This window comes from Streptomyces sp. NPDC058470 (assembly GCF_042721055.1).
Classification (GTDB): Bacteria; Actinomycetota; Actinomycetes; order Streptomycetales; family Streptomycetaceae; genus Streptomyces.
Window position 1 is genome coordinate 14711 of sequence record NZ_JBHXMF010000072.1, and the last position, 22748, is coordinate 37458.

Annotated in this window: 20 protein-coding genes and 2 pseudogenes; 8 read left to right on the forward strand and 14 right to left on the reverse strand. The window is 70.5% G+C overall.

Translation table 11 applies throughout. From position 1 onward, the window contains the following. Positions 1 to 69 precede the first annotated feature (69 nt). Entirely contained in the window at positions 70 to 657 is a 588-nt protein-coding gene (locus tag ACFWP7_RS36755; RefSeq protein WP_384390986.1) for a histidine phosphatase family protein, read from the forward strand. A 169-nt stretch (positions 658 to 826) separates the two neighbouring features. After that, positions 827 to 1549, forward strand: a complete 723-nt coding sequence (locus tag ACFWP7_RS36760) for an FAD binding domain-containing protein (RefSeq protein WP_384390989.1) — start codon at positions 827 to 829, stop codon at positions 1547 to 1549. Between the two features lie 60 nt (positions 1550 to 1609). Here ACFWP7_RS36760 and ACFWP7_RS36765 read toward each other — a convergent pair whose 3' ends face one another. Both ACFWP7_RS36765 and ACFWP7_RS36770 read right to left on the reverse strand, forming a co-directional pair. Next, positions 1610 to 2464 carry an NAD(P)H-binding protein gene (locus ACFWP7_RS36765; RefSeq protein ID WP_384390992.1) on the reverse strand — a complete coding sequence of 285 codons (855 nt, stop codon included), beginning with the start codon at positions 2462 to 2464 and terminating at the stop codon, positions 1610 to 1612. Continuing rightward, positions 2461 to 2886, reverse strand: coding sequence for a nuclear transport factor 2 family protein (locus ACFWP7_RS36770; protein WP_384390995.1), 426 nt, complete (start codon positions 2884 to 2886; stop codon positions 2461 to 2463). The genes ACFWP7_RS36765 and ACFWP7_RS36770 overlap by 4 nt, the downstream gene beginning before the upstream one ends. 94 nt (positions 2887 to 2980) lie before the next feature. Here ACFWP7_RS36770 and ACFWP7_RS36775 point away from each other — a divergent pair, with 94 nt between their 5' ends. Beyond that, positions 2981 to 3577 (forward strand): TetR/AcrR family transcriptional regulator, encoded by a 597-nt coding sequence (locus tag ACFWP7_RS36775; RefSeq protein WP_384390998.1) that lies wholly within the window; start codon positions 2981 to 2983, stop codon positions 3575 to 3577. Positions 3578 to 3593: 16 nt separating this feature from the next. Here ACFWP7_RS36775 and ACFWP7_RS36780 read toward each other — a convergent pair whose 3' ends face one another. From ACFWP7_RS36780 to ACFWP7_RS36810, 7 genes and pseudogenes are all read right to left on the reverse strand, one after another. Next, positions 3594 to 3728 carry a hypothetical protein gene (locus ACFWP7_RS36780; RefSeq protein ID WP_384391001.1) on the reverse strand — a complete coding sequence of 45 codons (135 nt, stop codon included), beginning with the start codon at positions 3726 to 3728 and terminating at the stop codon, positions 3594 to 3596. A 134-nt stretch (positions 3729 to 3862) separates the two neighbouring features. Then, entirely contained in the window at positions 3863 to 4720 is an 858-nt protein-coding gene (locus ACFWP7_RS36785; protein ID WP_384391003.1) for an isocitrate lyase/phosphoenolpyruvate mutase family protein, read from the reverse strand. 48 nt (positions 4721 to 4768) lie between these two features. Further along, complete coding sequence (locus ACFWP7_RS36790) at positions 4769 to 5047, reverse strand: hypothetical protein (RefSeq protein WP_384391059.1); 279 nt, start codon at positions 5045 to 5047, stop codon at positions 4769 to 4771. Between the two features lie 67 nt (positions 5048 to 5114). Continuing rightward, positions 5115 to 5408 (reverse strand): annotated as a pseudogene (locus ACFWP7_RS36795) (hypothetical protein); the annotation flags it as partial. Between the two features lie 502 nt (positions 5409 to 5910). Continuing rightward, complete coding sequence (locus tag ACFWP7_RS36800; RefSeq protein ID WP_384391006.1) at positions 5911 to 8850, reverse strand: hypothetical protein; 2940 nt, start codon at positions 8848 to 8850, stop codon at positions 5911 to 5913. Between the two features lie 2 nt (positions 8851 to 8852). Next, positions 8853 to 10700, reverse strand: a complete 1848-nt coding sequence (locus tag ACFWP7_RS36805) for an HSP90 family protein (protein WP_384391009.1) — start codon at positions 10698 to 10700, stop codon at positions 8853 to 8855. A 46-nt stretch (positions 10701 to 10746) separates the two neighbouring features. Then, positions 10747 to 11733: a hypothetical protein gene (locus ACFWP7_RS36810; protein WP_384391012.1), complete on the reverse strand. Its 987-nt coding sequence runs from the start codon at positions 11731 to 11733 to the stop codon at positions 10747 to 10749. Positions 11734 to 12324: 591 nt separating this feature from the next. On the opposite strand from ACFWP7_RS36810, the pseudogene ACFWP7_RS36815 reads away from it, so the two are divergent. Further along, positions 12325 to 12757 (forward strand): annotated as a pseudogene (locus tag ACFWP7_RS36815) (flavin reductase family protein); the annotation flags it as partial. Here the strand turns inward: ACFWP7_RS36815 and ACFWP7_RS36820 are convergent. Then, the gene (locus ACFWP7_RS36820; protein WP_384391015.1) at positions 12708 to 13523 is read right to left on the reverse strand and encodes an IclR family transcriptional regulator C-terminal domain-containing protein; all 816 of its coding nucleotides are present in this window, start codon (positions 13521 to 13523) and stop codon (positions 12708 to 12710) included. The pseudogene ACFWP7_RS36815 and the gene ACFWP7_RS36820 overlap by 50 nt on opposite strands. Positions 13524 to 13711: 188 nt before the next feature. Here ACFWP7_RS36820 and ACFWP7_RS36825 point away from each other — a divergent pair, with 188 nt between their 5' ends. The 4 genes from ACFWP7_RS36825 to ACFWP7_RS36840 are packed head-to-tail and all read left to right on the forward strand — an operon-like array spanning position 13712 to position 17056. Further along, positions 13712 to 14683 (forward strand): ABC transporter substrate-binding protein, encoded by a 972-nt coding sequence (locus tag ACFWP7_RS36825; protein WP_384391018.1) that lies wholly within the window; start codon positions 13712 to 13714, stop codon positions 14681 to 14683. After that, positions 14680 to 15453, forward strand: coding sequence for an ABC transporter permease (locus ACFWP7_RS36830; RefSeq protein ID WP_384391021.1), 774 nt, complete (start codon positions 14680 to 14682; stop codon positions 15451 to 15453). The genes ACFWP7_RS36825 and ACFWP7_RS36830 overlap by 4 nt, the downstream gene beginning before the upstream one ends. Then, positions 15450 to 16229 (forward strand): ABC transporter permease, encoded by a 780-nt coding sequence (locus ACFWP7_RS36835; RefSeq protein ID WP_384391024.1) that lies wholly within the window; start codon positions 15450 to 15452, stop codon positions 16227 to 16229. Before ACFWP7_RS36830 ends, ACFWP7_RS36835 begins: the two co-directional genes overlap by 4 nt. Positions 16230 to 16249: 20 nt before the next feature. Further along, positions 16250 to 17056 (forward strand): ABC transporter ATP-binding protein, encoded by an 807-nt coding sequence (locus tag ACFWP7_RS36840; RefSeq protein ID WP_384391027.1) that lies wholly within the window; start codon positions 16250 to 16252, stop codon positions 17054 to 17056. Here ACFWP7_RS36840 and ACFWP7_RS36845 read toward each other — a convergent pair. The 4 genes from ACFWP7_RS36845 to ACFWP7_RS36860 all read right to left on the reverse strand — a co-directional run bounded on the left by ACFWP7_RS36845 (position 17028) and on the right by ACFWP7_RS36860 (position 22742). After that, the gene (locus tag ACFWP7_RS36845) at positions 17028 to 19193 is read right to left on the reverse strand and encodes a discoidin domain-containing protein (protein ID WP_384391030.1); all 2166 of its coding nucleotides are present in this window, start codon (positions 19191 to 19193) and stop codon (positions 17028 to 17030) included. The genes ACFWP7_RS36840 and ACFWP7_RS36845 overlap by 29 nt on opposite strands. A 64-nt stretch (positions 19194 to 19257) precedes the next feature. Beyond that, positions 19258 to 20868 (reverse strand): glycoside hydrolase family 13 protein, encoded by a 1611-nt coding sequence (locus ACFWP7_RS36850; RefSeq protein ID WP_384391032.1) that lies wholly within the window; start codon positions 20866 to 20868, stop codon positions 19258 to 19260. 39 nt (positions 20869 to 20907) lie between these two features. Further along, positions 20908 to 21783, reverse strand: coding sequence for a carbohydrate ABC transporter permease (locus ACFWP7_RS36855; protein WP_384391035.1), 876 nt, complete (start codon positions 21781 to 21783; stop codon positions 20908 to 20910). Continuing rightward, positions 21780 to 22742, reverse strand: coding sequence for a carbohydrate ABC transporter permease (locus ACFWP7_RS36860; RefSeq protein WP_384391038.1), 963 nt, complete (start codon positions 22740 to 22742; stop codon positions 21780 to 21782). The genes ACFWP7_RS36855 and ACFWP7_RS36860 overlap by 4 nt, the downstream gene beginning before the upstream one ends. Positions 22743 to 22748 lie beyond the last annotated feature (6 nt).

Here is a 22748-nt window from a genome sequence, read left to right on the forward strand (position 1 = left end):
GGCGCGTGGCTGTGATGTCGTAGCCCAAGCACGTGCCCGTCCCCCGGCACGGAGAACAGGAGCGAAGTGGTGACCAGCCGCGTCACATTCATCTCACCGGCGATGAACCGGTCGTTGCGCGAGGCCCGGTTCGACGACGGCAGCCCGCTCGATGCGAGTGGCGCCGCACGCGCCGAGTCCGCCGCCGGCACCCTTCCCACTGCCGACCGGGTGCTGGTCTCCCCGACGGTGCGCTGCCGGGAAACGGCGTCGGCCCTCGGGCTCGCCGCGCGGGACGAACCCGGGCTGCGTGCTCCGGACATGGGCCGCTGGCGGGGTCGGACGCTCGACGAGGTCGGCGGCGCGGAACCGGACGCGATGGCCCGCTGGTTGACGGACCCGGCCGCGGCACCGCCCGGCGGGGAATCGGTGCGGGACCTGTGCGAGCGGGTCGCCGGGTGGCTGGACGCGTCCGCGGAGGTCACGGGCAGGACCCTCGCCGTGGTGGAGCCGGAGATCGTACGGGCCGTGGTGGTCACGGTCCTCAAGGCGCCACAGGCGGCCTTCTGGCGGCTCGACGTACCGCCGCTGACCGCGACCGAGGTCAGCGGACGCTCCGGACGCTGGAACCTGCGGCTCGGACAGCCGCTCGGTACGCGCACCGGTGCCCGCCGCTGACGCCGTCAACGGCGGCGTACCGCGGGCCCGCACGCCAGGAGAGCCCCGTGCAGGAGTGAGCCCTGTACGCGCCCCCGCGGGCGCGGGGAAAATGCGCGATGCCAACGGTCTTGCGGTTGAGGTAGCGCCTATCTCAACCCCCAACTTCCAGGAAGGCAGGTCGGCCACCGTGCTGTTGCGTCTGCCCACGTCCCTGTCCGAAGCACAGGAGTGCATGGCCGAAGGGGCGGTGCCGATAGGCGGGGCGACTCTGGTGTGGGCCACCTGGCAGCGGGACGGCTTCCCCGAACAGGCCCTGTCGCTGCGCGACCTGCCGGAGGCCAACGCGATCGGCCGCGAGGCGCTGGGCGCGGCCGTGGTGCTGAACCGGATCGACGATCAGCTGCCGGAGACGCTGCGCCGGGCAGCCTCCTCCGTGGGAACCGGAGCGGTGCGCCGGACGGCCACCGTCGGCGGCAACATCGTCGGGAGCACGCTGCGATGTCTGCTGCCCGCGGCACTCGTCCTGGACGCCCGCGCGACGGTCCTGGAACCGGACAACGTCTATGAGACGGACCTGGCCGAGGTGCTGGCCAAGCGCCATCTGCTGCTCGGCCTCCGCTGGCGCGAACCGATCGCCAGCGCGTACTACAAGGAGCCCGGCGAGGCGGGTGGGCCGCCGCCCCTCGTCGTCGCGACGGCTGTGCATGGCGACGGCGACGGACGAACCCGCCTTCGCGTCGCCGTCCGCGACGGCTACGAGGTACTCAGCGACAGCGCCGTGTGTGACGCCGATACCGAAGAGGTCCTCCACACTCTGCGCCGTACGGCTGTCGGCGGACTTCACGCGGCGGCCTGGGAAGTGGTCCGCCGGCAGGTCACCGAGCTCTTGGCGCGCCCGGCCATCCGTTGAGGACGGGCGATTTCGGCGGAGGTTTTCGCGGTGGCCGCCGTTGTCCGTGGACCGGGGATGTCAGACCCGGAGTCGGCCCAACTCCCGTTCCGCGAAGGCGCGGAAGCTGCGCGGCGGACGGCCGGTGAGGCGCTGGACCGTGTCGGTGGTGCGGTCCTCGGCACCCTCGGCGATGGCCCGGTCCATCCCGGCGAGCATCGCGGCGAACTCGACGGGCATGTCGGCGGTCAGCCGGTCGCGCATCTGCTCGTAGGTCAGTCGGCTGTGGGTGACGGTCCGGCCGGTGACCTCGGTGAGTACGGCCGCGATGCCGCTGTAGTTGAGCGCTGCCGGCCCGGTGATGAGCAGGTCGGTGTTCGGGGCCTGCGCCCCGGTCAGTGCGTGGACGGCGACCGCGGCGATGTCGTCGGCGTCGACGAATCCGACGCGGCCCTCGCCGGCTGCCGTTCGGATGGTCCCGTCCGCCCGGATGGTCCGGGCGTGCGCGTGGTCGCCGGTGAAGTTCTGCATGAACCACGAGGGCCGCAGGACGGCCCACTCGGCGAACAGGCCGGGCAGCGCCTGGTGAACCTGCCCCACGGCGGGGCCGCCGGCGGGGATCGCCGACGAACTGAGGAGCACCGCCCGGCGTACACCCGCGGCGCGGGCCTGCCGGAGGAAGGGCAGCATGACGGCTGCCGGGTCCGGAGCACCGAGCGGCGGGATGAGATACACCCGGTCCGCGCCGGCGAGAGAGGCCTCGTAGGAGGTGGGGTCGTCCCAGTCGAACCGCACGGGAGAAGCGCCGTCCACGGGGGTGGCACGTCGGCTCGCCGCCCTGACGCGCCGGCCCTCGGCGGCCAGCCGGGCGGCGACGCGGCTGCCGATGGTACCGGTGGCTCCGATGACCAGGGTGAACTCCTCGGCAGCGTTCATCGGTTGCTCCCGGCGAAGTGGGTGGCGGGATCCTGGACGGCGAGCGGGTTCCAGTAGTCGCGGTAGCTGGTCATGAGACCGTCCTTGACCGTGACCACGGCGATGTAGGTCATGTCGAAGGGGCTGTCGGTGTCCACGAGGCGGCCCACGCCGCGCATCTCGACCACGATGGTCTCCGGGGCGAGAGTCTGGTGGATCTCGACGTCGGGGAAGTCGTGCATGTCTATGTGGTCGGGGTAGCCACGCATGTACTCGGCGATGGCCGTCCTGCCCTCCAGCCGCTTCGGCCAGCCCTCCGGCGCGAACGGGAACTCGAGGATCCCGTCCTCGTCCCACAGGCCGACCCAGGCGGGGATGTCCTTGTCCAGCAGTAGCTGCAGGCCTCGGCGGTACAGGTCCGCCGGTGCGGTGTTCGTACTCATGGGGTGCTCCGTCCCGTAGAATGCGGACCCTGGGTCCGCTTCACTGAGACCGACGATACGGACCCGCGGTCCGCTTTGCAACCGGAGGAACCACATGCCCGAACGCAAGCCACGATCGGACGCCACTCGCAACCGCGAGGCTGTCCTCGCGGCTGCCGACACCCTCTTCGCCCACTGCGAGAGCCCCGAGGCGGTGACCATGGCCGACATCGCGGCAGCGGCCGGCGTCGGCAAGGCGACGCTCTTCCGCGGCTTCGGCGACCGTACGGGCCTGATCCACGCGCTCTACGAGCTGCGGCTCGCACCCATCAGGCTCGCGGTCGAGGAGGGGCCACCACCTCTGGGGCCCGCCGCCCCGCCGGTCGAGCGCGTACCCGCCCTCCTCGACGCTGTCCTCTGCTTCAAGCTCGACCACCGCCACCTCGCCCTGGCGCTGGAGGGAACCGGCGGCGACAGCAGCCCTTACCAGGCAGAGCACTACGAGCAATGGCACAGCACACTCAAGGCCGCGCTCGACCGGATCCCCGGACTCACCGACACCGATTTCACCGCGCACGCGCTGCTCTCCGCCGTCCGCGCCGACCTCGTCGAATATCTCGTCGGCCAACAGCGGCTGACTCGCGACCAGATGCGGGCTCACCTGGCGGCCTTCACCGCCAGGATCCTGAACTCCCGTACGCTGCCTGCCTGAACCGGTCCGCCGACGCTTACGGGCAGACGGCACGGACGCGCCGGCGGGGAGCGACCTTGACTCCCTCCTCGACCCACGGCAGATCGTCCATGACCTCCGGTGTTCCCGCGCTTGCGGCAGCTGCTTCGGGGCCGTTCACGGAGGAAGTCACGGTGCCACCTTGGGTGGAAAGCAGGGTAGGCGTCTCCGGCGTGTGCCCGCTCCCGGCGGCGTAAACGACAGCCGCGCGCCGGCACAGCTCGGGGCGGTACCTGCCGCTCGCCCGGCCTCGGACGGCCACGGGCCTCAGGGCCGCCGGAAGAGGTGGTTGAGCTCCGTCTGGGAGAGCTGGTCGTCGGCGTAGGAGAAGGTGCCCAGGTCCGCCAGTTCCCGTGCGGCGCGCAACAGGTGGTGGTACATGGCGCGGGCGATGCTGCCGCCGACCGTGACCCGGCGTACGCCGAGCCCCCGCAGGTCGGCCAGTGTCTGCGTGTTTCCGGTCAGCCCCATGACCACGTTGAGCGGGCCGTCGAGTTCGCGCACCAGTGTGCCGATGGTCGCGGCATCGGCGGCGCCCGGGACGAACGCGCAGTCCGCCCCGGCCGCCAGGTAGGCGTTGGCCCGACGTACGCACTCGTCGAGCCCACCGCCGACCAGGAGCACGTCGGTGCGGCCGACCAGAACGAACGGCTCGCCGTCGGCGTCCACGGCGGCCCGGGCGGCGCGGATACGGTCCACCGCGAGCGCCTCGTCGTACAGCGGCCGGGTGCGGTCGCCGGTGAAGTCCTCGATGTTGCCGCCGACGGCGCCCGCCGCGAGCGTCAGCGAGAGGGTGGCGGCCACCGTGTCGGGCGCCTCACCGTACCCGTCTTCGAGGTCCGCGCTCACGGGCACCGTCACGCCTTCGGCGATCTCGCGCACCCGACGCATCATCGTCTCGCGGTCGACCCTGCCGTCCGGCGCCTTCTCGTCCTCGTCGGAGAAGTCGTGGTCCGGCCGTCCGAGAGAGAACGCGACCCCCGCGCTCGTGGTCGCCAGCGCGGGGAAGCCGGCCGACTCCAGGACGCGGGCGCTGCCCACGTCCCAGGCGTTGGGCAGCAGGAAGCAGCCCTCTCGGTGCAACTCCACGAATTTCTCTGCCCGTTCACGGCGGCTGCTGTCCACGTGACCCTTCCTCGATCAACTCAAGGAAAAGCTACGCCCCCGACCCCATCAGCAGGAACCCCCGAGCGATCCGACCCACCGGTCAGGTCGTCCGGGTCGTGCCCCGTGCAGGCGGGCCTCCCGGCGGGCGTTTGAGCGGCGGCCGGACAGAGGCCACAGGTGGCGGGCGGGCAGCGGTGCCTTGGTGCGAAGCGCCAGCTGCTCTTCGGGAGTTGCCACTGCCGTCAACGCGCTGAAGGTGCGCAGCAGATGCTTCTTGGCCAGCTTCGCCAGGCTGATCTCGCCGATTTCCTCCCCTTCGGCGACGCTCAGATATTCGGCGGCCAACGGCAGGATGGTGCTCCTCTAGCCGGTGGTGCTGTTCCTCCATGCGCGCGATCACCTCGGTCCGCCCCGCCGTCCGTGCCGCGAGCCGGGGCCAGAGGAACTCGTCCTCGCTGACGTGGTGGGCTTCCAGACCCATGAGCACCCCCATGTCGTGGACGTCCGGCTTCGAGCTGACTGCATCCGGCATGGTCGCGTGTTCCTTGATGCACCGAGCGCACCGCGTTACCCGGCGGCTCTTCCCACAGCGCGTCGATGAGGTGGTCGAGGTCGCACTGGCGTCCTTCTCCGAGCAGCAGCCGGACCAGGACCACACGCTGCAGCGGGCTGCCCAGCTCCAGCTCACACCCGTCATGACGGCCATTCAGTGGCCCCAGCAGCCCGAACTCCTACCCTTCCACCGCTGTTGCCACCTGGCAGTGTCCAGCGGGCCGAACGGGCTCGTCGGACGGCTGCCTGGCGAGGGGGCCGGCGCCTGCCGAGCCCCGGACAGGAGTGTGCACGGGCTCGATGCGACGAGCAGGCCGCGCAGCTCTCACAGCACCGCCACCGGCCTCCACCGATCGTGACCATGCCCGCCCGGGGATCCTGGTGAGGGAATCCGGGGCGGGCTGTGGTCATGGCCGATCGTGCGGGACGAGGGGCACGGGTCAGCGGCGGCGCAGCAGCAGGACGACAGCGACGATGACAATGATGACGACGACGGTACCCAGACCTATGTACACGAGTTTCTCTTTCCCTCGGGGTGCGGCACCCATCCGTGCCGCAGAGACCCGAGTTCCCCCGTCAAGGCCTTTCAGCCCCCTCCGGCGAGTCTGTTGCCGCCGGGACATGCATCCGTAGCTGCCGGCGGCGGCGCCACGCCGTCACTCCTCGTCGCGCAGCTGGGCCGCCAAGGAGGTCAGCGGCTCGGTCTCCTCGGTGTGGCCCAGGGCGGTCAGGTGGGAGGCCGCCGCGTCGAGACGGGTGAGGGCGGGGGCCGGGCGTTCCAGGTAGATGCCCTCCACGACACCCGCGAGGCGGATGCACTCGGCCCACTCGCCGACGCGGGCGTCCTGCCGTCCCGGCTCGCCGAGCAGGGCGAGGGCCTTGTCCAGGGCGGTCAGGGCGTCCTCGTACTCACGGGCGTAGGCGTTGACCCGCCCGTATTCGTAGGCCAGGGCCGTGTCCAGCGCGCGGCCGCGCGCCTCGTACTCGGCGGCGCGGGCCTCGTCGGCGATCCGGCCGGCGTCGGCGAGGAAGGCGAGGGCGTCGGGCAGGCCGTCGGGGCCCCGCTGCTGGGCCTGGAGGCGGGCGAGTTCGCGCAGGCAGTTGCTGAGCTGCTCGTACTGCGGGGCCCGGGCGTGGGCGGCGAGTGCCTGGTCCGCGACTTCGCGGGCCCGGCCGAACTCGCCTGACTCGCTGAGAAGTACGGCGGTCTCCGCGGCGATCAGGGCGTGGCTCCCTGGGTCGTCCTCCCAGCCGGACGACTCGGCCGCCAGGGTGACGAACTCCGCCGTGGCGGCCTTGAGGTCCTCCCCCGTGTGCAGCGCGCGGGCGCGGGTCAGGCGCAGCTGGGCGACGAGCCGGTCGTCCACCTCTCCGGCGGCGACGTCCGGTTCGGCCAGCAGGGAGTCGAGCAGAGCGATGCAGTCCTCGACGCGGCCGAGGTCGAGGCTGAGCTGGGCGGCGTTGCTGTAGGTGCAGAACGCGTCCGTCCGGCTGCCGCGGCGAAGATCCAGCTCCGCCGAGCGCGTCAGGTGCCGCAGTGCCTCGTCGGGGCGGCCCAGGCGGATGCAGGCCTCGGCCAGATCACCGTGGATGCGGGTGGTACTCACCGCGTCGGTCGGCCAGTCGGCTGCCAGGCGCAAGCTCTCGGTGAGGTCCGTGTGCGCGGCCTGGGCGTCCTGGAGACCGAGCTGGAGACGGCCGCGCAGTCCGAGCACGCGGGGCAGGTGCCAGGCGGGGCCCTGCGCCTTCAGCCGGTCGAGGAGGGCGTCGATCTCGGTGACCGCGGCGGGCAGGTCGCCGGAGATGGCGTAGGTGCTGGCGCGCAGCAGCAGGGCGCCGGAGATCTGCCCGACGACGTCGTGGCGGGTGGCGAAAGCGTGCAGCAGGTCCACCTCGGCGAGGACCGGCGCGACGTGCTCGTCGCTCCCCGAGGTCTGCAGGCGCAGGCCGAGCATGGTCGCCCGCAGCCGCATCAGTCGTGCCTCCTGGAACGGGGGGAGTCCGGGCGTCTCCTCGTGCAGACGGACCATGGACGCGTGGGCGGCGGTCAGTGCGGCGGCCTTCGCCTCGGCTCCGTCGGCACCCTCCGCGGGGATCTCTGCGGTGGCGAGCAGGGCGCAGCCTCGGGAGAGGGCCGCGTGACCCGGCTCTCCTGCGTCGTCGTACAGGCCCGCCGCCTCCTCGTGGAGGGCGGCGGCGTCGGCGAACTCGTCCTTCTCTCCCTCCCGGCTCGCCTCTTCGGCCAGCAGGTCCGCGCGCAGCCGCACGAGCGGGCCCACGGCCGGATCGTCGGGGTGGGTGTAGTCGCGGGCGGTCACGAGCGTGCGCAGCCGTGCCCAGCAGACCTGTGCGTCCGGGTGCCCTTGCTCGTCCAACGTCCTTGCCCGGAGGATGAGTTCCGGGAGGGATTCGGGGAGGGCGTCGGTCGTACGGGCGGCGGGCTCGGCAACCGGGGCGGCCGGGGCCACGTCGTCGAGGGTGCGGGTGCGCAGGGTCAGGTCCAGCGTGTCCAGGAGCGGGGCACGGTCGAGGCGGGCGGTGCGGCGGTCGGAGTGGGCCGCGGTTCCGTTGCGGGCGTCGAAGCGGGCGGCAAGGTCGTCGGCGCGCTTGCGCACCTCGGCGCGCAGGCCGGCCACCGTCCAGGTGCGGCCCGCGTACCCGGCTGCGGGCAGTTCGCCGTGGCCGAGGAGTTCGACGCGCTGGAGGAGGACCTCCACGCCGGTGAGGAAGCCGAGCAGGTCCAGCGGCGATTCGACCTCGTCGAACAGGTTCCGGTTCTCGGCGAGCAGTTCCAGACCGCGTGCTTCGTTGCCGGTCAGCGCGCAGAACTCCAGGTGCCGGCCGACTGCCGTGGACATCCCGGGGTTGCGGCGGCAGCCGCGGTAGCCGACGAGGTGCAGTTCGCGTGCCCGGTCGGCGCCGGCGGTGCGCAGCAGGGGCAGCAGCGCGTACGAAAGGGAGCGGGTCGGCTCCTCCTGGCAGGAATCCTTACCGGCCAGGACGGGCTCCCAGGTGCGCAGCGCCCGCTCGTCGTCGCCCGCGGTGAGGTGGTACAGGGCGCGTTCGCAGATCTCGCAGGCCTCGCAGTCGCTGAGCCTGGTGCGGGTGCGGCCCGCCCACAGCTCGTAGGCGAGGGTGGTGTCCTCGCCGAGGTGGGCGGCGAGCTGGTACGCCTGTCCGTAGTAGGGCTGGAGGCCGAGGCCGGCCTTCTCGTAGCGGTCGCGCATCTCCGTCAGCCACTGGCGCAGGCTGGCCAGCGGTATCTCGGGCATCGCGCGCAGGGCGTTGGACACCCACTTGAACCGCCAGAACAGCATGTGGTGCAGGCGCTCGTCGAAGACGTCGGGCTGCTCGTCGAAGAGGGTGAGCAGTCGGGCGAAGACGACGGGCGACTTCCGGGGTTCGGAGCCGTAGGTGTACGCCTCCTGGAGTTCGAGGAGTGCGTGGATGAGCGGGACGGGCTCCTCGAGCTGCTCGGCGGCGTCGACGATTTCCTCGGCGGTGACGGTGCGGGTACGGCCGTAGGGGCGCCGGTCGTTCTCCTGGAGCGCCTGGAACAGCTCGGCCGTGTTCTGGGGATGGGGTGCGGTCGGCATCGTCAGCTGTCCTTGCGGAGGGCGTGGGCGAGAAGGTCGAGGAAGGAGCGGTTGATCAGGCTCGATTCGGCGGGCCTGAGCGGGCGCCGGGACAGCATCGCGGCCTGCCCGTAGAGGGCTTCGGCGCTGGTGCGGGCCAGCTCGGGCTCGTCGATGGCGACGGCGGTGCGGACCAGTGGGTTGAGCTGGTTGAGGATCAGCTGGGCCCGCGGTGCCTCCTGGCGCAGGGCGCCGAGGATGTCGCCCCACAGGCCGCCGTCCTGCTCACGGGCGAGCTGGGAGCGGGTGCGCTCGTGCCGGGCCTCGCGGCTGTCCACCAGGAGTGCGGGTGCGTGGGCGGGCTGGAAGGTGCGCAGCGCGACGTCGCAGTCGAAGATGGCGAGGGCGTCACGGGCCTGGGCGAGGTAGGCCGCAGCAGCCAGTTCCGTGTCCCGGTCGACGGGGTCGAGGTGGGCGGTGAGGGTTGCCGGATCGAGGTCGGCGACGCTGACCTCGGGCCTGATCTCGGGCAGCCGGTGGACCAGTTCGCGGTCGTAGGTGTAGCCGCCGTTGACGACGCCGAGCCCGGCGGCCGAGGCGATCGCCGCGACCTGCCGGAACTCCTCCACGCTGGACGTCACGAGCACGGTGCGGTGGGTGCGCGCGAACTCGTCCAGGGTGGAGTGCCCGTCGGTGGTCTCGAACGGCAGCCAGGGCAGCAGCATCCGCAGGATTTCGTCGTCGTGCACCGCGAGCGACTTCACGGCCAGGTGGTGGGCCTGGAGGAAGCGGGAGAGCAGGTCCGGGTCGCTGGCGGCGGCCCGGGCGATCCACCCGCGCAGCCGCTCGGCGAGGGCGTCGCGGACGGCGGCGAGCGTGTCGTCCTCGTACAGGGACTCGCGGGACGCCGTCGGGCGCAGGCTCTCGGCGTCGACGACGCAGCGGACGAAGAAGGCCCACTCGGGCAGGATCTCCTCGGCCTGCTCGGACAGCAGCATGCCCTTGACGTGCACGCGGTGGCCGTGACGGCGCCCGGCCGGCACCGCCTCGGGCAGCACGCACGCGATGCCCTTCAGGCCCACGGCCGGCAGGTCCAGCTCGATGGTGTCCAGCGGCGTGAACCCGAGGACCTCCTCGCCGTACGCGGCCAGCGCACGGGAGCGGGCTCCCGGTGTGGGGTACGTACGCGTCCAGGGGGCCGCCTCCGGGTTGACGGGCGCGCCCTGGCCGCCCGTGCCGTCGTCGAAGGTCACCGGGTGGCGGAGCAGGGAGCCGAAGTGCCGGGCCAGGGCGTGCACTTGTGCCGGGCGGGTCCACTCGCCCGCGTCGGCGCGCGGCGTCAGCGTGACGGTGGTGCCCGGCCGGGGGCGGGCGGAGGCGGGCAGGGTGCGGACGGTGTAGCTGCCGTCGCCGCGTCCCCGCCATTCCACGGCGGGAGCGTCGGGATGGCCGGCGGAGCGGCTCAGGACGTGGATCTCATCCGCGACCAGGAAGCAGGAGAGCAGGCCGATGCCGAACTGGCCGATGAAGTCGCCGCGTTGCTCGGCGATCTTCTCCGCGCGCTTGCTGCTGCGGCCGATCGTGGCGAGGAAGGTGTGCACGTCGGCCTCGGTGAGACCGACGCCGTCGTCCTCGACGCGTACCACCGAACCGTCGGCGTACAGGCGGATGCCGAACGCGTCGGCGGGTGCGGCGGGTTCGAGGCGGCGCCGGGCGGTCAGCGCGTCCACCGCGTTCTGCATCAGTTCACGCAGGTAGACGCGGGGGCTGGAGTAGAGGTGATGGGAGAGGAGGTCGACGAGGCCACGCAGATCGACCTGGAAGGTGCGGTCGGCGGCGGCCGGGCTCAGAGGGGTGTCGGGCAGAGTCATCAGGCAGTCCGGGGTGAGTGATCGGTGGCAGGCGGGGCGGGCGGAGTCAGGCGTGGCGCCGGAAGCGGGCGTACGCCTTCTCCGGCTGTGCCATGTACTTCCAGGGCCACGGGGTGTAGGCGCCGCCCAGCTCGTGGAAGACGCGCGGGGCCACGATGCTCTCGGTCGACAGAGCGAGGGCCATGGCGAAGATGTTGAAGTCCTCCTGCCAGCCCGGGCGCCGCTCGTAGGCGGGGTGGAGGATGCTGCGTTGGGCCGCCTCCCTCAGCTCGTCCTGGGTCCGGGGTGTGTCGAGATGGTCCTGCTTGTCCGACTCCACCCACTCCTCGATGTGGGCCATGGCGATCACGCAGCCGAGACGATGCCCGTCGGGCGCATCGGCAAAGGCGTCGCGGGCGAACGTCATCGCCCGTCCCGGCTCACCGCTCCAGCGAGGCTGCAGCTGCGACACCCACTCGATGTGCGTCTCCAGGTCGAGCGGGTCGCGGTGCAATGCGGCGTCCCGCCGGGTCTCGGTGATGGCGGGGCCCAGCGACATGCCGCGCCCGGAGGTGAGGAGACGGCGCCACGGCGTGATCCATTCGGGCCGCAACTCGGCGGCCTCCAGAAGCTGTTCCTCGGCGATGTGGAGGCGCTGGTGGAAGATCCGCCACTGCTCCTGCGTGACGTTCACGGCACGGTCGGCGGTGCGCGCCTCCCAGCCCCAGTTGATGTGGCGCGTCCCGGATATCAGCAGGGCCGTCGCCCGATGCTCCTTGTCCTCCTCGACGGCCCGCCCGATCCAGTCCTGCACCCCGTCCAACTCGGCCAGTTCAGCGAGGACTTGGTGGTCGCGGCCCAGATCGAAGGGGACCAGCGCCGCCTTGACCGCCTCCCAGTCACCCGCGTCGGCCGCCTCGACCAGCGCGAGCACCCGCGTGTCCCCGAGCGCGCGCAGCGTGTACGTCCCGTTCTTCTGCCTGCGTGGAACGGGAAGGGCGTGCGGATCCGCCACCGGTCTCTCCGCACCCCTGCCGAACAGCTTCCCCAACATGCCGCACCCTCCCGTGGCCCCACGTGATCATCGTGTGCAGCATAAACGGCCCCACCGACACCACTCCCACAGGGTTTTCACCGCTGCTCCACGCCGCTGGCCCCGCCCTCACGCCCCTCGCGACGCCCGCCGACACACCCTGCACTTGCAAAGGTGCTTCCGCGCGACGGAAGCCCCCTGCGCCTCCGCAAGGCCCTTCCGGACGATGAAGAGGTGGGCGAGTTGCCGCGCGCGAAGATCGACGGCGCCGACAAGGAGTCGGACACCGCCCCGGCCAACGACACGGCCGTTCGCCCAGGCTGTCCCGCCCCGACACACCCTGCGGCTGTGGGAAACCGACATCGGCCGCGCCACCGCACGCGTCTGCGCCCTCGCCCACCCGCCCATCACCCGCGCCGAATGGGAGCAGTACCTCCCCGGGGTGCGCTACCGCACGCCCTGCCCGGAATCTCGACCGGGTGATCTCAGTCGGCCGCAGGTATGAGAACGGCATCTCGCCAAGGCTGCAAGAAACCCCGGCTCCGGGCCGGCCTGGCGCCCGCATCGACAGGGCGCTCGGTCCGGGTACCGGTGCACGGCCCGCGTAATGACTTCGTACCGCAGGACGAGACCGGGCTGCATGATCCGGCTCCTCTCGCCGCGCCGGACGCTCTGGTCCAGCGCTGCGGGCCCGGACCGCTCCTGGACGCGGTTGAGGAGCGCTGCCCTGCCGGGTTGGTGCATGTCGTGCGCTTCCGGCCGAAGGTCCAGGAGAGCGGCGTGGACGGTGAGTTCGAGGCGGAGCTGTTCCGGAGCGGGCGCACGGTGACCGTCCCCGCCGAGGTCTCCGTGCTCGACGCCGTGCGGGCCGCGGGCGTCGAGGTGCTGTACTTCCGGTACCGAGGGCACCTGCGGGACGGACGTCCTCGAAGGGACCCCGGACCACCGGGACTCGGTGCTCGGCTCCGAGGAGTGGGAGGCGGGCGAGACGGTGCTCATCTGCGTCTCTCGCTGTCCGGGGAGGCGGCTCGTGCTGGATCGGTGACCCGGAGGTCCGCCTCGATGCGGGCCACGGTCGCGAGCAGATGGGGCAGCAGATCGCGCCGTACGGACTCCACGGAGTTGCGGCTCGCGTGCACCGGGATGTTCACGGCCGCCACGACCTCGCCGCCCCGGTCCCGCACCGGGGCGGCGACCGAGCGCAGCCCCTCCTCCAGTTCCTGGTCGACGATGGCGTACCCCTGGCTTCGTACGCACCGCAGTTCCGCCTTCAGCAACTCGGCCGAGACGATCGTGCGCGCTGTCAGGGGCCGCAGTTCGGCGCGGGCGAGCCGGGTGTCGATCTCCTCGTCCGGCAGGTGGGCCAGCATCACCCGGCCGACCGAGGTGACATGGGCCGGGAAGCGGGTGCCGACGGTGATCGTCGCGGTCATGATGCGGCGGGTGGGGACGCGCGCCACGTACACGATGTCGTCGCCGTCCAGGACGCAGAGCGAGGACGATTCCCGTACCCGCTCGACGAGTTGTTCCAGATGGGGTTCGGCGAGATCGGCCAGCGTGAAGCCGGAGAGGTAGGAGTAGCCGAGTTCCAGCACCCGTGGGGTGAGCCGGAACATCCGGCCGTCCGTGTGCACGTATCCGAGGTCGAGGAGCGTCAGCAGGAAGCGGCGGGCAGCCGCTCGGGTCAGGTCGCAGGCGCGCGCCACCTCACTGAGCGTCAGTTGCGGGTGATCCGCGTCGAACGCGCGGATGACGGCGAGGCCGCGCTCGAAGGACCGGACGAAATGGGGCGCGCGGGATGCTGCGGGCATCGTCGCCTCCAGGTTGACGCACGGAGTACGCCTGCTGCGCACACCATGAGCGCACTTCGGGGACTGTCAACAATATTGTCAGCGAAGGGGATTGACCCCGTCGTGCAGGGGTCCTACTTTCCGGCTGAGCACTATTGTGCGGTGTGCGCACACCCTGTCGGAACATTCTCGTCTGCACAGGAGGAGTCATGCGTCGTCTGCTCGCCGGTCTCGCGGCCACCATCGTCCTGGCCACCGCGACGGCCTGCGGATCGTCCGACACCTCCGGGTCGTCGGACAAGAACTCGTCGTCCGGGGGCACCAGCACCGTCAAAGTGGGGCTCATCCCCATCGTCGACGTCGCCCCCCTCTACCTCGGCCAGGCGAAGGGCATCTTCGCGAAGCACGGTCTGAAGCTGGAGATCACCACCGCGCAGAGCGGCGCCGCGATCGTGCCGGGTGTCGTCAGCGGCCAGTTCCAGTTCGGCTTCTCGAACGTGACCTCGCTGATGATCGCCCAGACCAACAGCGTGCCCGTGCAGGCCGTCGTCAACGCCATCGCCTCAACGGGCGTGCAGGGCAAGGACTTCGGCGCGATCACGGTGAAGAAGGACAGCTCCATCAAGTCGGCGAAGGACCTTGAGGGCAAGACGGTCGCCAACAACGCCCTCAAGAACATCAACGAGACCGCGGTGCGCGAGTCGGTGCGCAAGGCGGGGGGCGACCCGGACAAGGTGAAGTTCGTCGAGCTCGCCTTCGACCAGATGCCCGCCGCCCTCGACAGCGGCCAGGTCGACGCCGCGATGGTGGTCGAGCCGGCGCTCGCGACCGTCAAGAGCCAGGGCGGCCGGGAGATCGCCTCACCGTTCGTCGATGTCGCGCCGAACCTCACCATCGCCATGTACTTCGCGTCGACGCAGTACACCCAGCAGAGTCCGGACGTCGTGAAGAAGTTCCAGGAGGCCACGTCGGAGTCCCTCGCCTACGCCGACGCCCACCCGGACGAGGCCCGGGACATCGTCACCACGTACACCAAGATCCCGGCGGCGGTGCTGGCGGACGTGGTCCTGCCGAAGTGGCCGGCCGAGCCGAACCGCGCGTCGATCGAGGCGCTGGCGAAACTGGGCGAGTCGGACGGGCTGTTCAAGTCGACCCCCGACCTCGACAAGCTGCTTCCGTGAAAGGACTGAACGCCGCACTGGGTGCGGCCGGGCTCGCGGTCTTCCTCGCCCTCGGCGAGGCGGTGCCGCGACTCGGCCTCGTCAAGGAGGCCTACTTCCCGCCGACCAGCCGCATCGCCGCCGCGCTCGGGCAGGAGCTCACCGACGAGGTGTTCTGGACGGCGCTCGGGGACACCCTCACCGGCTGGGCGCTGGGTCTTGCGATCGCGGTGACTGCCGGAATCCTGGCGGGCGTTGTGATCTCGGTCGTGCCGCACCTGCGCCAAGTCACCGCCTCCACCATCGAGTTCCTCCGCCCGATCCCCTCCGTCGCCCTCATCCCGCTCGCCGTCCTCCTCTACGGCTCCGAACTCCGCTCCGTCCTCCTCCTCGTCGTCTACGCCTCCTTCTGGCAGGTCCTCATCCAGGTCCTGTACGGCGTCCAGGACGTCGACCCGGTGGCGGAGGAGACGGCGCGCTCGTACGGCCTCGACACCTGGGCGCGGATCCGCCATGTGCTGTGGCCCTCGGCCCTGCCGTACGTCATGACGGGTGTCCGGCTCGCCGCCGCGGTCGCCCTCATCCTCACCGTGACCGCCGAACTGGTCATCGGAGCACCGGGGCTGGGCAAGAGCATCGGGGTTGCCCAGACCTCCCAGGCCGTCCCGGAGATGTACGCCCTGCTGGTGGTCACCGGTCTGCTGGGCCTGCTGATCAACGTGGGTGCCCGCGCGGTGGAGCGGCGGGCGCTGGCCTGGCATCAGTCGGTGCGCGGGGAGGTGATGGTGTGAGGCGCGTACTTCTGCGGATGCTCCATGTCCTTGCACTGCCCGCACTGCTCGTCACCTTCTGGTGGTTCGCGTCCGACGGCAGCACCGACGTCTTCTGGCCGCCGCTGCGTACGATCCTGAAGACCTTCCCGGATGTCTGGACGGGCGAGCGGCTGCGCGCCGACGTCCTGCCGAGCGTCGTACGGCTCCTCGTGGGCTTTGCGTCGGCTGCCGTCGTGGGCGTGGCGGTGGGCACGGTCATCGGCTCGTATCGACGGGTACGGGCCTTCTGCGAGCCGGTCCTCGAATTCCTGCGCGCGATACCGCCACCCGTCCTGGTCCCGGTCATCATGCTGTTCGCGGGCATCGGCGACACCATGAAGATCGCGGTCATCGCGAGCGGCTGCGTCTGGCCGATCCTGCTCAACACCGTCGAGGGCGTGCGCGCGGTCGACTCCGTGATGGCCGAGACGGCCCGTTCGTACGGCATCACGGGCGTCGCCCGGCTGCGGAGCGTGGTCCTGCGCGCGGCGAGCCCGCAGATCTTCGCGGGCCTGCGTCAGGCGCTGTCCATCGGCATCATCCTGATGGTCATCAGCGAGATGTTCGCGGCCAGCAACGGTCTCGGCTTCACCATCGTCCAGTTCCAGCGCAGCTTCGCGATCCCCGACATGTGGACCGGCATTCTGGTTCTGGGCCTGCTCGGTTTCCTGCTCTCGGTCGTCTTCCAGCTGGTCGAGCGCCGGGTGCTCGGCTGGTACCACGGTCTGCGCGCGTCCTCCCGGCGGTCTCCGTGAAACTCGCGAAAGGTCGGTCCATGCTTGACGTACGCGGCCTGCACAAGGTCTACGAGGGTTCCGGTCGGCGGGTGGAGGCAGTACGGGATCTCACCTTCACCGTGGAGGCGGGTGAACTCGTCTGTCTGGTGGGGCCGTCGGGGTGCGGCAAGACCACACTGCTGAAGTGCATGGGCGGGCTGCTTACGCCGACCGCCGGCGAGGTGTTGCTGGGCGGCCGCCGGGTCAGTGGGCCGCCGCCCGGGATGGCGTTCGTGTTCCAGGAGTACGGGCGGAGTCTGTTCCCCTGGATGCGGGTCGGCGAGAACGTCGAACTCCCGCTGAAACAGAAGAAGTTGAGCAGGCCGCGGCGCCGGGAGCTGGTCGCCGACGCGCTGGAGTCGGTCGGGCTCACGGATGCCGCGGACGCCTATCCCTGGCAGCTGTCCGGCGGAATGCAGCAGCGCGTCGCCATCGCCCGCGCGCTCGCCTATGAGCCCGAAGTGCTGCTGATGGACGAGCCGTTCGCAGCGGTCGACGCTCAGACGCGCGCCGATCTGGAAGACCTGGTGCGGGGACTGTGGCGGGAGCGCGGGATCACGATCCTGTTCGTCACCCACGACATCGACGAGGCCGTCTACCTCGGCGAGCGGGTGCTGATCCTCTCCGCCTCCCCCACCGTCGTACAGGAGCAGTTGAAGGTCGATCTCCCGGACGAGCGGGACCAGTTGCACACCCGAGTCGCCCCGCGCTTCGCCGAACTGCGGACCCATGTGTACGAGCAGATCCAGGCGGCGAAGCGCGGGGCGGCGTCGGATGTCAGGACAGGTACGCCTCCACCTCGCTGAGCTGGGCGGCCGGCCAGCCGGTGTTGCCGGTGACGTTGACCCTCAGGTAGCGCAGGTTCGTGGTGCTGGGCAGGGACACGGTGACCGTGTTCCCGGTGGCCGGGTCGAAGCGGTAGCCCGTCGAGGCCACCACCGTCGAGTACGACGAGCCGTCCGTGCTTCCCTGTACGGACAGGGTCTGGGTGCGCGCGCCCCATGCCGTGGCGGGCGGCAGCTTCAGAACGACCCTGCGTGCAGCCTGGGTTGAGCCGAGGTCGACCGTCAGAGCCTGCGGAAAGGCGTTACTGGGGGACTCCCAGTAGGTGTTCGCGTCGCCGTCGACGGCCTTGGCGGGCGTGTAGACGTCCACCGAGCCGGTGGCGGTGGCGGCGCGGCCCTTGGCGAGGTTGGTGGTCGGATCGGGTGCCGGGTTTCCGGTCCCGGGCTGGGGCCAGGCGGAGCAGTTGGACCAGGTGCTGTCCCAGCCGGTGTTGCCGCCGCCGTTGGTGAGCGTGAAGGTGCCGCTCGGGTAGGGGCAGTTGTAGATGCCCGCCGCGCCCACACCGGTGGCCGTGACGTTGGTGAACTTCGCCGCGCCCGGTGTCTCGGCCTGGACGACGACCGTGCCGACCTTGTTGACCGTGGCGCCGGTGACGTTCACGTTGTTCGTCGCCAGGCCACGCCCGCTCCCCGAGACGAACTCGAAGGCGCTGTACGGGCTGTCGGTGATCGTGGTGTTGGTGATGTTGACCGTGGCGTTGATCGCGCTGTCGTACGCGTCGACGCGCAACGCACCCATCGGGTGGCCCCAGTTGGGGTTGATCGCACCGCCGCGCACGATCGTGTTCCCGTCGACCGTGATGGTGCCGGCCAGCGGGTAGAAGGGGTCGAGGAACTTCTGGTTGGAGATCGCGATACCGCTGCCGAGCGCGTTGGTGTCGGAGATCAGGTTGTTCCTGACCGCGATGTCGGTGCCACCGTAGATGGCGATGCCGTTGGCCAGGTTCGGCTGCGAGATGGTGTTGTTCTCGAAGCTGCTGTTGCTGTCGGGAGCGTTGAGCGACCACATGGCGAGCGAGTCGTCGCCCTGGTTGCGCAGGAAGTTGTTGCGGACGCGGACACCGTGCGCGTTCCCGTTCAGGTTGAGGCCGTCGGCGGTGGTGTCGAGGATGCGGTTGTTCTCGACGACAAGGTTGTCATTGTTGCCCGTCAGCCAGAGCCCCACCTTGAGGTGCTGGATCCACATGCCGGAGACCGTCGAGTTCGGGCCCAGGGAGCCGTTGACGAAGTTGTCCGGGTTGGAGTCGACGCGCTCGGTGACGTCGCCGATGACCGCGAAGTCCTTGAGACGGACGCTTCCCGAGGAGCTGGTCTGGTCGATGAAGCGCGAGGTGCGCACGACGGAGTACCAGCTGCCGGCGCCCTGGAGGGTCACGTTCTGGACGCCACTGAGCGAGGACGTGATCTTGTAGTCGCCCGGCGGGATCCAGACCACTCCCCCGGGCGCGGCGGCGATCGCCGACCGGAAGGCCGCCGTCGAATCGCCCACGCCGCTGGGGTCGGCGCCCTTGTCGACGACGGACACGGCTCCCGCGGGCTTGGTGGCGGCCGCGGCCACCTGCTCGAAGTCGGCGACGTCGACGGTGACCTGGACGGAGGTCGCCTGGAAGGCGATCTTGTCGCCCGCCTGCACGTTCAGGCCGAGCAGCAGCCTGGAGTTGTCGAAGAAGTGGTGGGTCTTGGCGCCCGCGATCCAGGAGGTGTCGACGTAGGAGTACCTGGAGGTGACGGCGAGCGTCTTGGCCAGCTTCGTGCCGTTGACGTAGACGTCGAGCGTCCCCGACTGCCCGTCGGGGACGCTGTACGCGAGGTTCACGGCGTTCGCCGCGCGCGGCGCGGTGAACTCGACGCGTTGCCCCGCGGTCAGCCGCACGGCCTGTCGCCCGGACGCTTCGGAGGCGAGAGTGCCCTGGGTGTAATCGGGGCCGATCTTCGTGCCCGTGGTGGTGGCGGACTCCGCCTCGACCGAGGTGAAGGGCAGGGTGGCGCCCGAGGCCGCCGCCGCGGGGGGTGCCACGGTGACACTGAGCATGCCGGCGGCGAGAGCGACGGCCACTGCGGCCGCGCTTGCTGGCATGCGCCTGACAGATCTGGACATATGCTGATCCCTTTCGTGTGGGGGTGCCGGGATAGCGGGGTGGAGCGGCGGCCGGGCTGCGGTGTCAGGCGCGCAGCCAGGCCGCCGTGTCTTGGGGAAGGCGGCCCTCGGCGTCCAAGGGGCCGCTGGTGAGCAGGAGTTGGGAGTGTGTGGGGAGGTCGGCGGGGGTGTCGGAGAGGTTGACCACGCAGACCGTGCCGCCCGTGCGGGCGAAGGCCAGGATGCCGTCGGCGGCTGGGAGCCAGCTGAGAGGGCCGTCGCCGAAGCCGGGCTCGGTGCGACGGACACGGAGTGCGTCGCGGTAGAGGGCCAGCATCGAGCCGGGGTCGGCCGCCTGCTGGTCGGCCGCGTACGCGGCCCAGCCGGCGGGCTGCGGAAGCCAGGGGTCACCGCCGAAACCCGCGTGGGGCGAGCCGGCGGACCACGGCAGCGGAACCCGGCACCCGTCCCGGCCCGGGTCGGCGCCGCCGGAGCGGAAGTGCATCGGGTCCTGGATATGACTGCGGGGTATCTCCGCCTCGGGCAGGCCGAGTTCCTCGCCCTGGTAGACGTAGACGGCGCCGGGCAGGGCGAGCGAGAGCAGGGCGGCAGCACGGGCGCGGCGGGTGCCGAGCGCGAGGTCGGTGGGGGTGCCGAATGCCTTGGTGGCGAAGTCGAAGCCGGTGTCGCCGCGGCCGTAGCGGGTGACCGTGCGCGTCACGTCGTGATTGCACAGCACCCAGGTGGCGGGCGCACCGACCGGAGCGTGCTCGGCGAGGGTCTCGTCGATCGACGTACGCAGCCGTGCGGCGTCCCAGGGGCAGGACAGGAAGGAGAAGTTGAAGGCGGTGTGCAGTTCGTCCGGGCGGAGGTAGCGGGCGAAGCGCTCGGTGTCCGGGAGCCAGACCTCGCCGACGAAGATGCCGTCGTAGTCGTCGGCCACCGCGCGCCAGGAGCGGTAGATGTCGTGCAGCTCGTCGCGGTCGACGAAGGGGTGCGGGTCGCGGCCCTCGACGAAGTCGGGGAGGTCCGGGTCCTTGGCGGGCAGCGCGGCCGAGTCGATGCGGACGCCCGCCACGCCCCGCTCGAACCAGAAGCGCAGCACGTCCTCGTGCTCCTGCCGGACCGCCGGGTGCGCCCAGTTGAGGTCGGGCTGCTCGGGGGTGAACAGGTGGAGGTACCAGTCGCCGTCGGGCAGCCGGGTCCAGACGGGTTCGGTGGACCCGGCGAACTGGGACGGCCAGTCGTTGGGCGGGAGTTCACCGTTCTCACCGCGTCCGGGGCGGAAGTGGAACAGCTCGCGCTCCGGGCTGCCCGGACCCGCCGCGAGGGCCGCGCGGAACCAGGCGTGCTGGTCGGACACGTGGTTCGGCACGATGTCGACGAGGGTGCGGATACCCAGCTCGCGCGCCTCTGCGATGAGTTTCTCCGCCTCGGCGAGCGTTCCGAAGGCCGGGTCGATGGCGCGGTAGTCGGCGACGTCGTAGCCGCCGTCGGCCATGGGCGACAGATACCAGGGGTTGAACCACAGGGCTTCCACGCCCAGTTCGGCGAGGTACGGGAGTTTGGCGCGGACGCCCGCGAGGTCGCCGGTGCCGTCGCCGTCACCGTCCGCGAAGCTGCGTACGTACACCTGGTAGATGACGGCGGAGCGCCACCATTCGCCCTGGATGCGGGCAGGGGAATGCTGTCCCACGGTGCCAACCTTTCTGTGGAGCTCTGGAAGGGGGTGGGGTCAGCCCTTCGTGCTGCCCGCGCTGATCCCGGCGATGATGTGCCGCTGGAACACCAGGAACATCACGACCATGGGGATGCTGGCGATCACCATCGCGCCGAGCAGCACGGTCAACTGGATGTTCTGCGACAGCTGGACGAGGGCCACGCTGATGGGCTGCTTTTCGGTGTCGGAGAAGACCATCAACGGCCAGAGGAAGTCCTGCCAGACGGCGACCAGGGCGAAGATCGACACAACTCCCAGAACCGGCCTGGACATGGGCAGCACGATCGACCAGAGGGTGCGCAGCCGGCCGGCGCCGTCGATCTCGGCGGCCTCCAGGACGTCGCGCGGGATCTGGTCGAAGAAGCGCTTGAGGAGATAGAGGTTGAAGGCGTTGGCCACGGCGGGCAGCCAGATGCCGAGCGGGTCGTTGAGCAGGCTCGTGTGGATGAGCGGGAGGTCGGCGACGGTCAGGTACTTCGGGACGACCAGAGCCTGCGCCGGGACCATCAGGGTGGCGAGGATGCCGCCGAGGATGATCTTGCCGAAGGCGGGCTTCAGCTTGGACAGGGCGTACGCGGCCGCCGTGCAGAACACGAGTTGGAGAATCCAGGCGCCGGTGGCCTGCACCACCGTGTTCCACAGGTGGGTGGGCAGGTCCATCAGGTCCCAGGCGTCGGTGTAGCCGCTGAGGCTCCACTTGTCGGGGACCAGCGTCGGAGGTGTACGGGTGACCTCGTCCGGCGACTTCATCGCGCCGGTGATCATCCAGTAGACGGGGAAGAGGAAGGCGAGCGCGAAGAGCAGGACCACTCCGGAAAAGACGCTCCAGTAGAGCGCCTTGCCGCGGCGGCGGGCGAGGGTGAGCGGTGAGACGAGCGTGCGGGTGCTCATGAGTCCTCGCCTCCGGAGCTGGTCAGCTTCAGATAGAGCGCCGAGAAGGCACTGAGCAGGACGAGGAGCATGACACTCAGGGCGCAGGCTCCGCCGAAGTCGTTGTAGAGGAAGGCGTACTTGTAGATCAGGTACAGGACGGTCACGGTCGCGTTCTCGGGGCCGCCGCCGGTGATCACGAACGGTTCCGTGAAGATCTGCATCGTGGCGATGATCTGCAGCAGCATCAGCATCAGGATGATGAAGCGGGTCTGCGGGATCGTCACATGGCGGATGCGCTGCCAGATGTTCGCGCCGTCCAGTTCGGCCGCCTCGTACAGCTCACCGGGGATGCTCTGCAGCGCGGCCAGGTAGATGAGGACGGTGCCGCCGAGGTTCGCCCAGGTGGCGACGATCACGAGTGACACGAGCGCGGTGTCGGCGCCGTTCGACCAGTTCGAGGTGGGCAGGTGCAGATAGCGCAGTGCCTCGTTCGCCAGGCCCGCTCCGGGATCGTAGAACCACTTCCAGAGCAGGGCGCTGACCACCGGCGGAATCATCACCGGCAGATAGACCACGACTCTGAAGAAGGACTTCGCATGCCGGAGTTCGTTCAGCACCAGCGCCATCACGAAGGGGACGGCGAAGCCGATGAGCAGGGCGAGGAGGGTGAAGGTCAGGGTGTTGCGCCAGGCGGCCGCGAACTCCGGGTCGTGGAAGACGCGGGTGAAGTTCTCGGTGCCGACCCACTCCGGTTCCGCTCCGGGCGTGTACTTCTGGAAGGCGATCACGAGGGCGCGGATCGCCGGGTACCAGGAGAACAGCGCGAAGCAGAGCAGGCCGCCGATGAGGAAGGCATACGCCCGCGACTGGTCGGCCAGGCGCCGGCTCAGTGGCCGCTTGTGGGGTCCAGGCCCCGGTGCCTCCACCGGCCGTACAGTCGTCGGTGGAGGCACCGCGGGCTTCGATGCGGTCTTCATGAACGG

Coding starts and splice junctions, on each gene's coding strand:
- ACFWP7_RS36765 (WP_384390992.1), bottom strand. CDS start 2,464: ATGAACGCTGCCGAGGAGTTCACCCTGGTCATCGGAGCCACCGGTACC.
- ACFWP7_RS36770 (WP_384390995.1), bottom strand. CDS start 2,886: ATGAGTACGAACACCGCACCGGCGGACCTGTACCGCCGAGGCCTGCAG.
- ACFWP7_RS36775 (WP_384390998.1), top strand. CDS start 2,981: ATGCCCGAACGCAAGCCACGATCGGACGCCACTCGCAACCGCGAGGCT.
- ACFWP7_RS36800 (WP_384391006.1), bottom strand. CDS start 8,850: ATGCCGACCGCACCCCATCCCCAGAACACGGCCGAGCTGTTCCAGGCG.
- ACFWP7_RS36805 (WP_384391009.1), bottom strand. CDS start 10,700: ATGACTCTGCCCGACACCCCTCTGAGCCCGGCCGCCGCCGACCGCACC.
- ACFWP7_RS36810 (WP_384391012.1), bottom strand. CDS start 11,733: ATGTTGGGGAAGCTGTTCGGCAGGGGTGCGGAGAGACCGGTGGCGGAT.
- ACFWP7_RS36820 (WP_384391015.1), bottom strand. CDS start 13,523: ATGCCCGCAGCATCCCGCGCGCCCCATTTCGTCCGGTCCTTCGAGCGC.
- ACFWP7_RS36825 (WP_384391018.1), top strand. CDS start 13,712: ATGCGTCGTCTGCTCGCCGGTCTCGCGGCCACCATCGTCCTGGCCACC.
- ACFWP7_RS36840 (WP_384391027.1), top strand. CDS start 16,250: ATGCTTGACGTACGCGGCCTGCACAAGGTCTACGAGGGTTCCGGTCGG.
- ACFWP7_RS36845 (WP_384391030.1), bottom strand. CDS start 19,193: ATGTCCAGATCTGTCAGGCGCATGCCAGCAAGCGCGGCCGCAGTGGCC.
- ACFWP7_RS36855 (WP_384391035.1), bottom strand. CDS start 21,783: ATGAGCACCCGCACGCTCGTCTCACCGCTCACCCTCGCCCGCCGCCGC.
- ACFWP7_RS36860 (WP_384391038.1), bottom strand. CDS start 22,742: ATGAAGACCGCATCGAAGCCCGCGGTGCCTCCACCGACGACTGTACGG.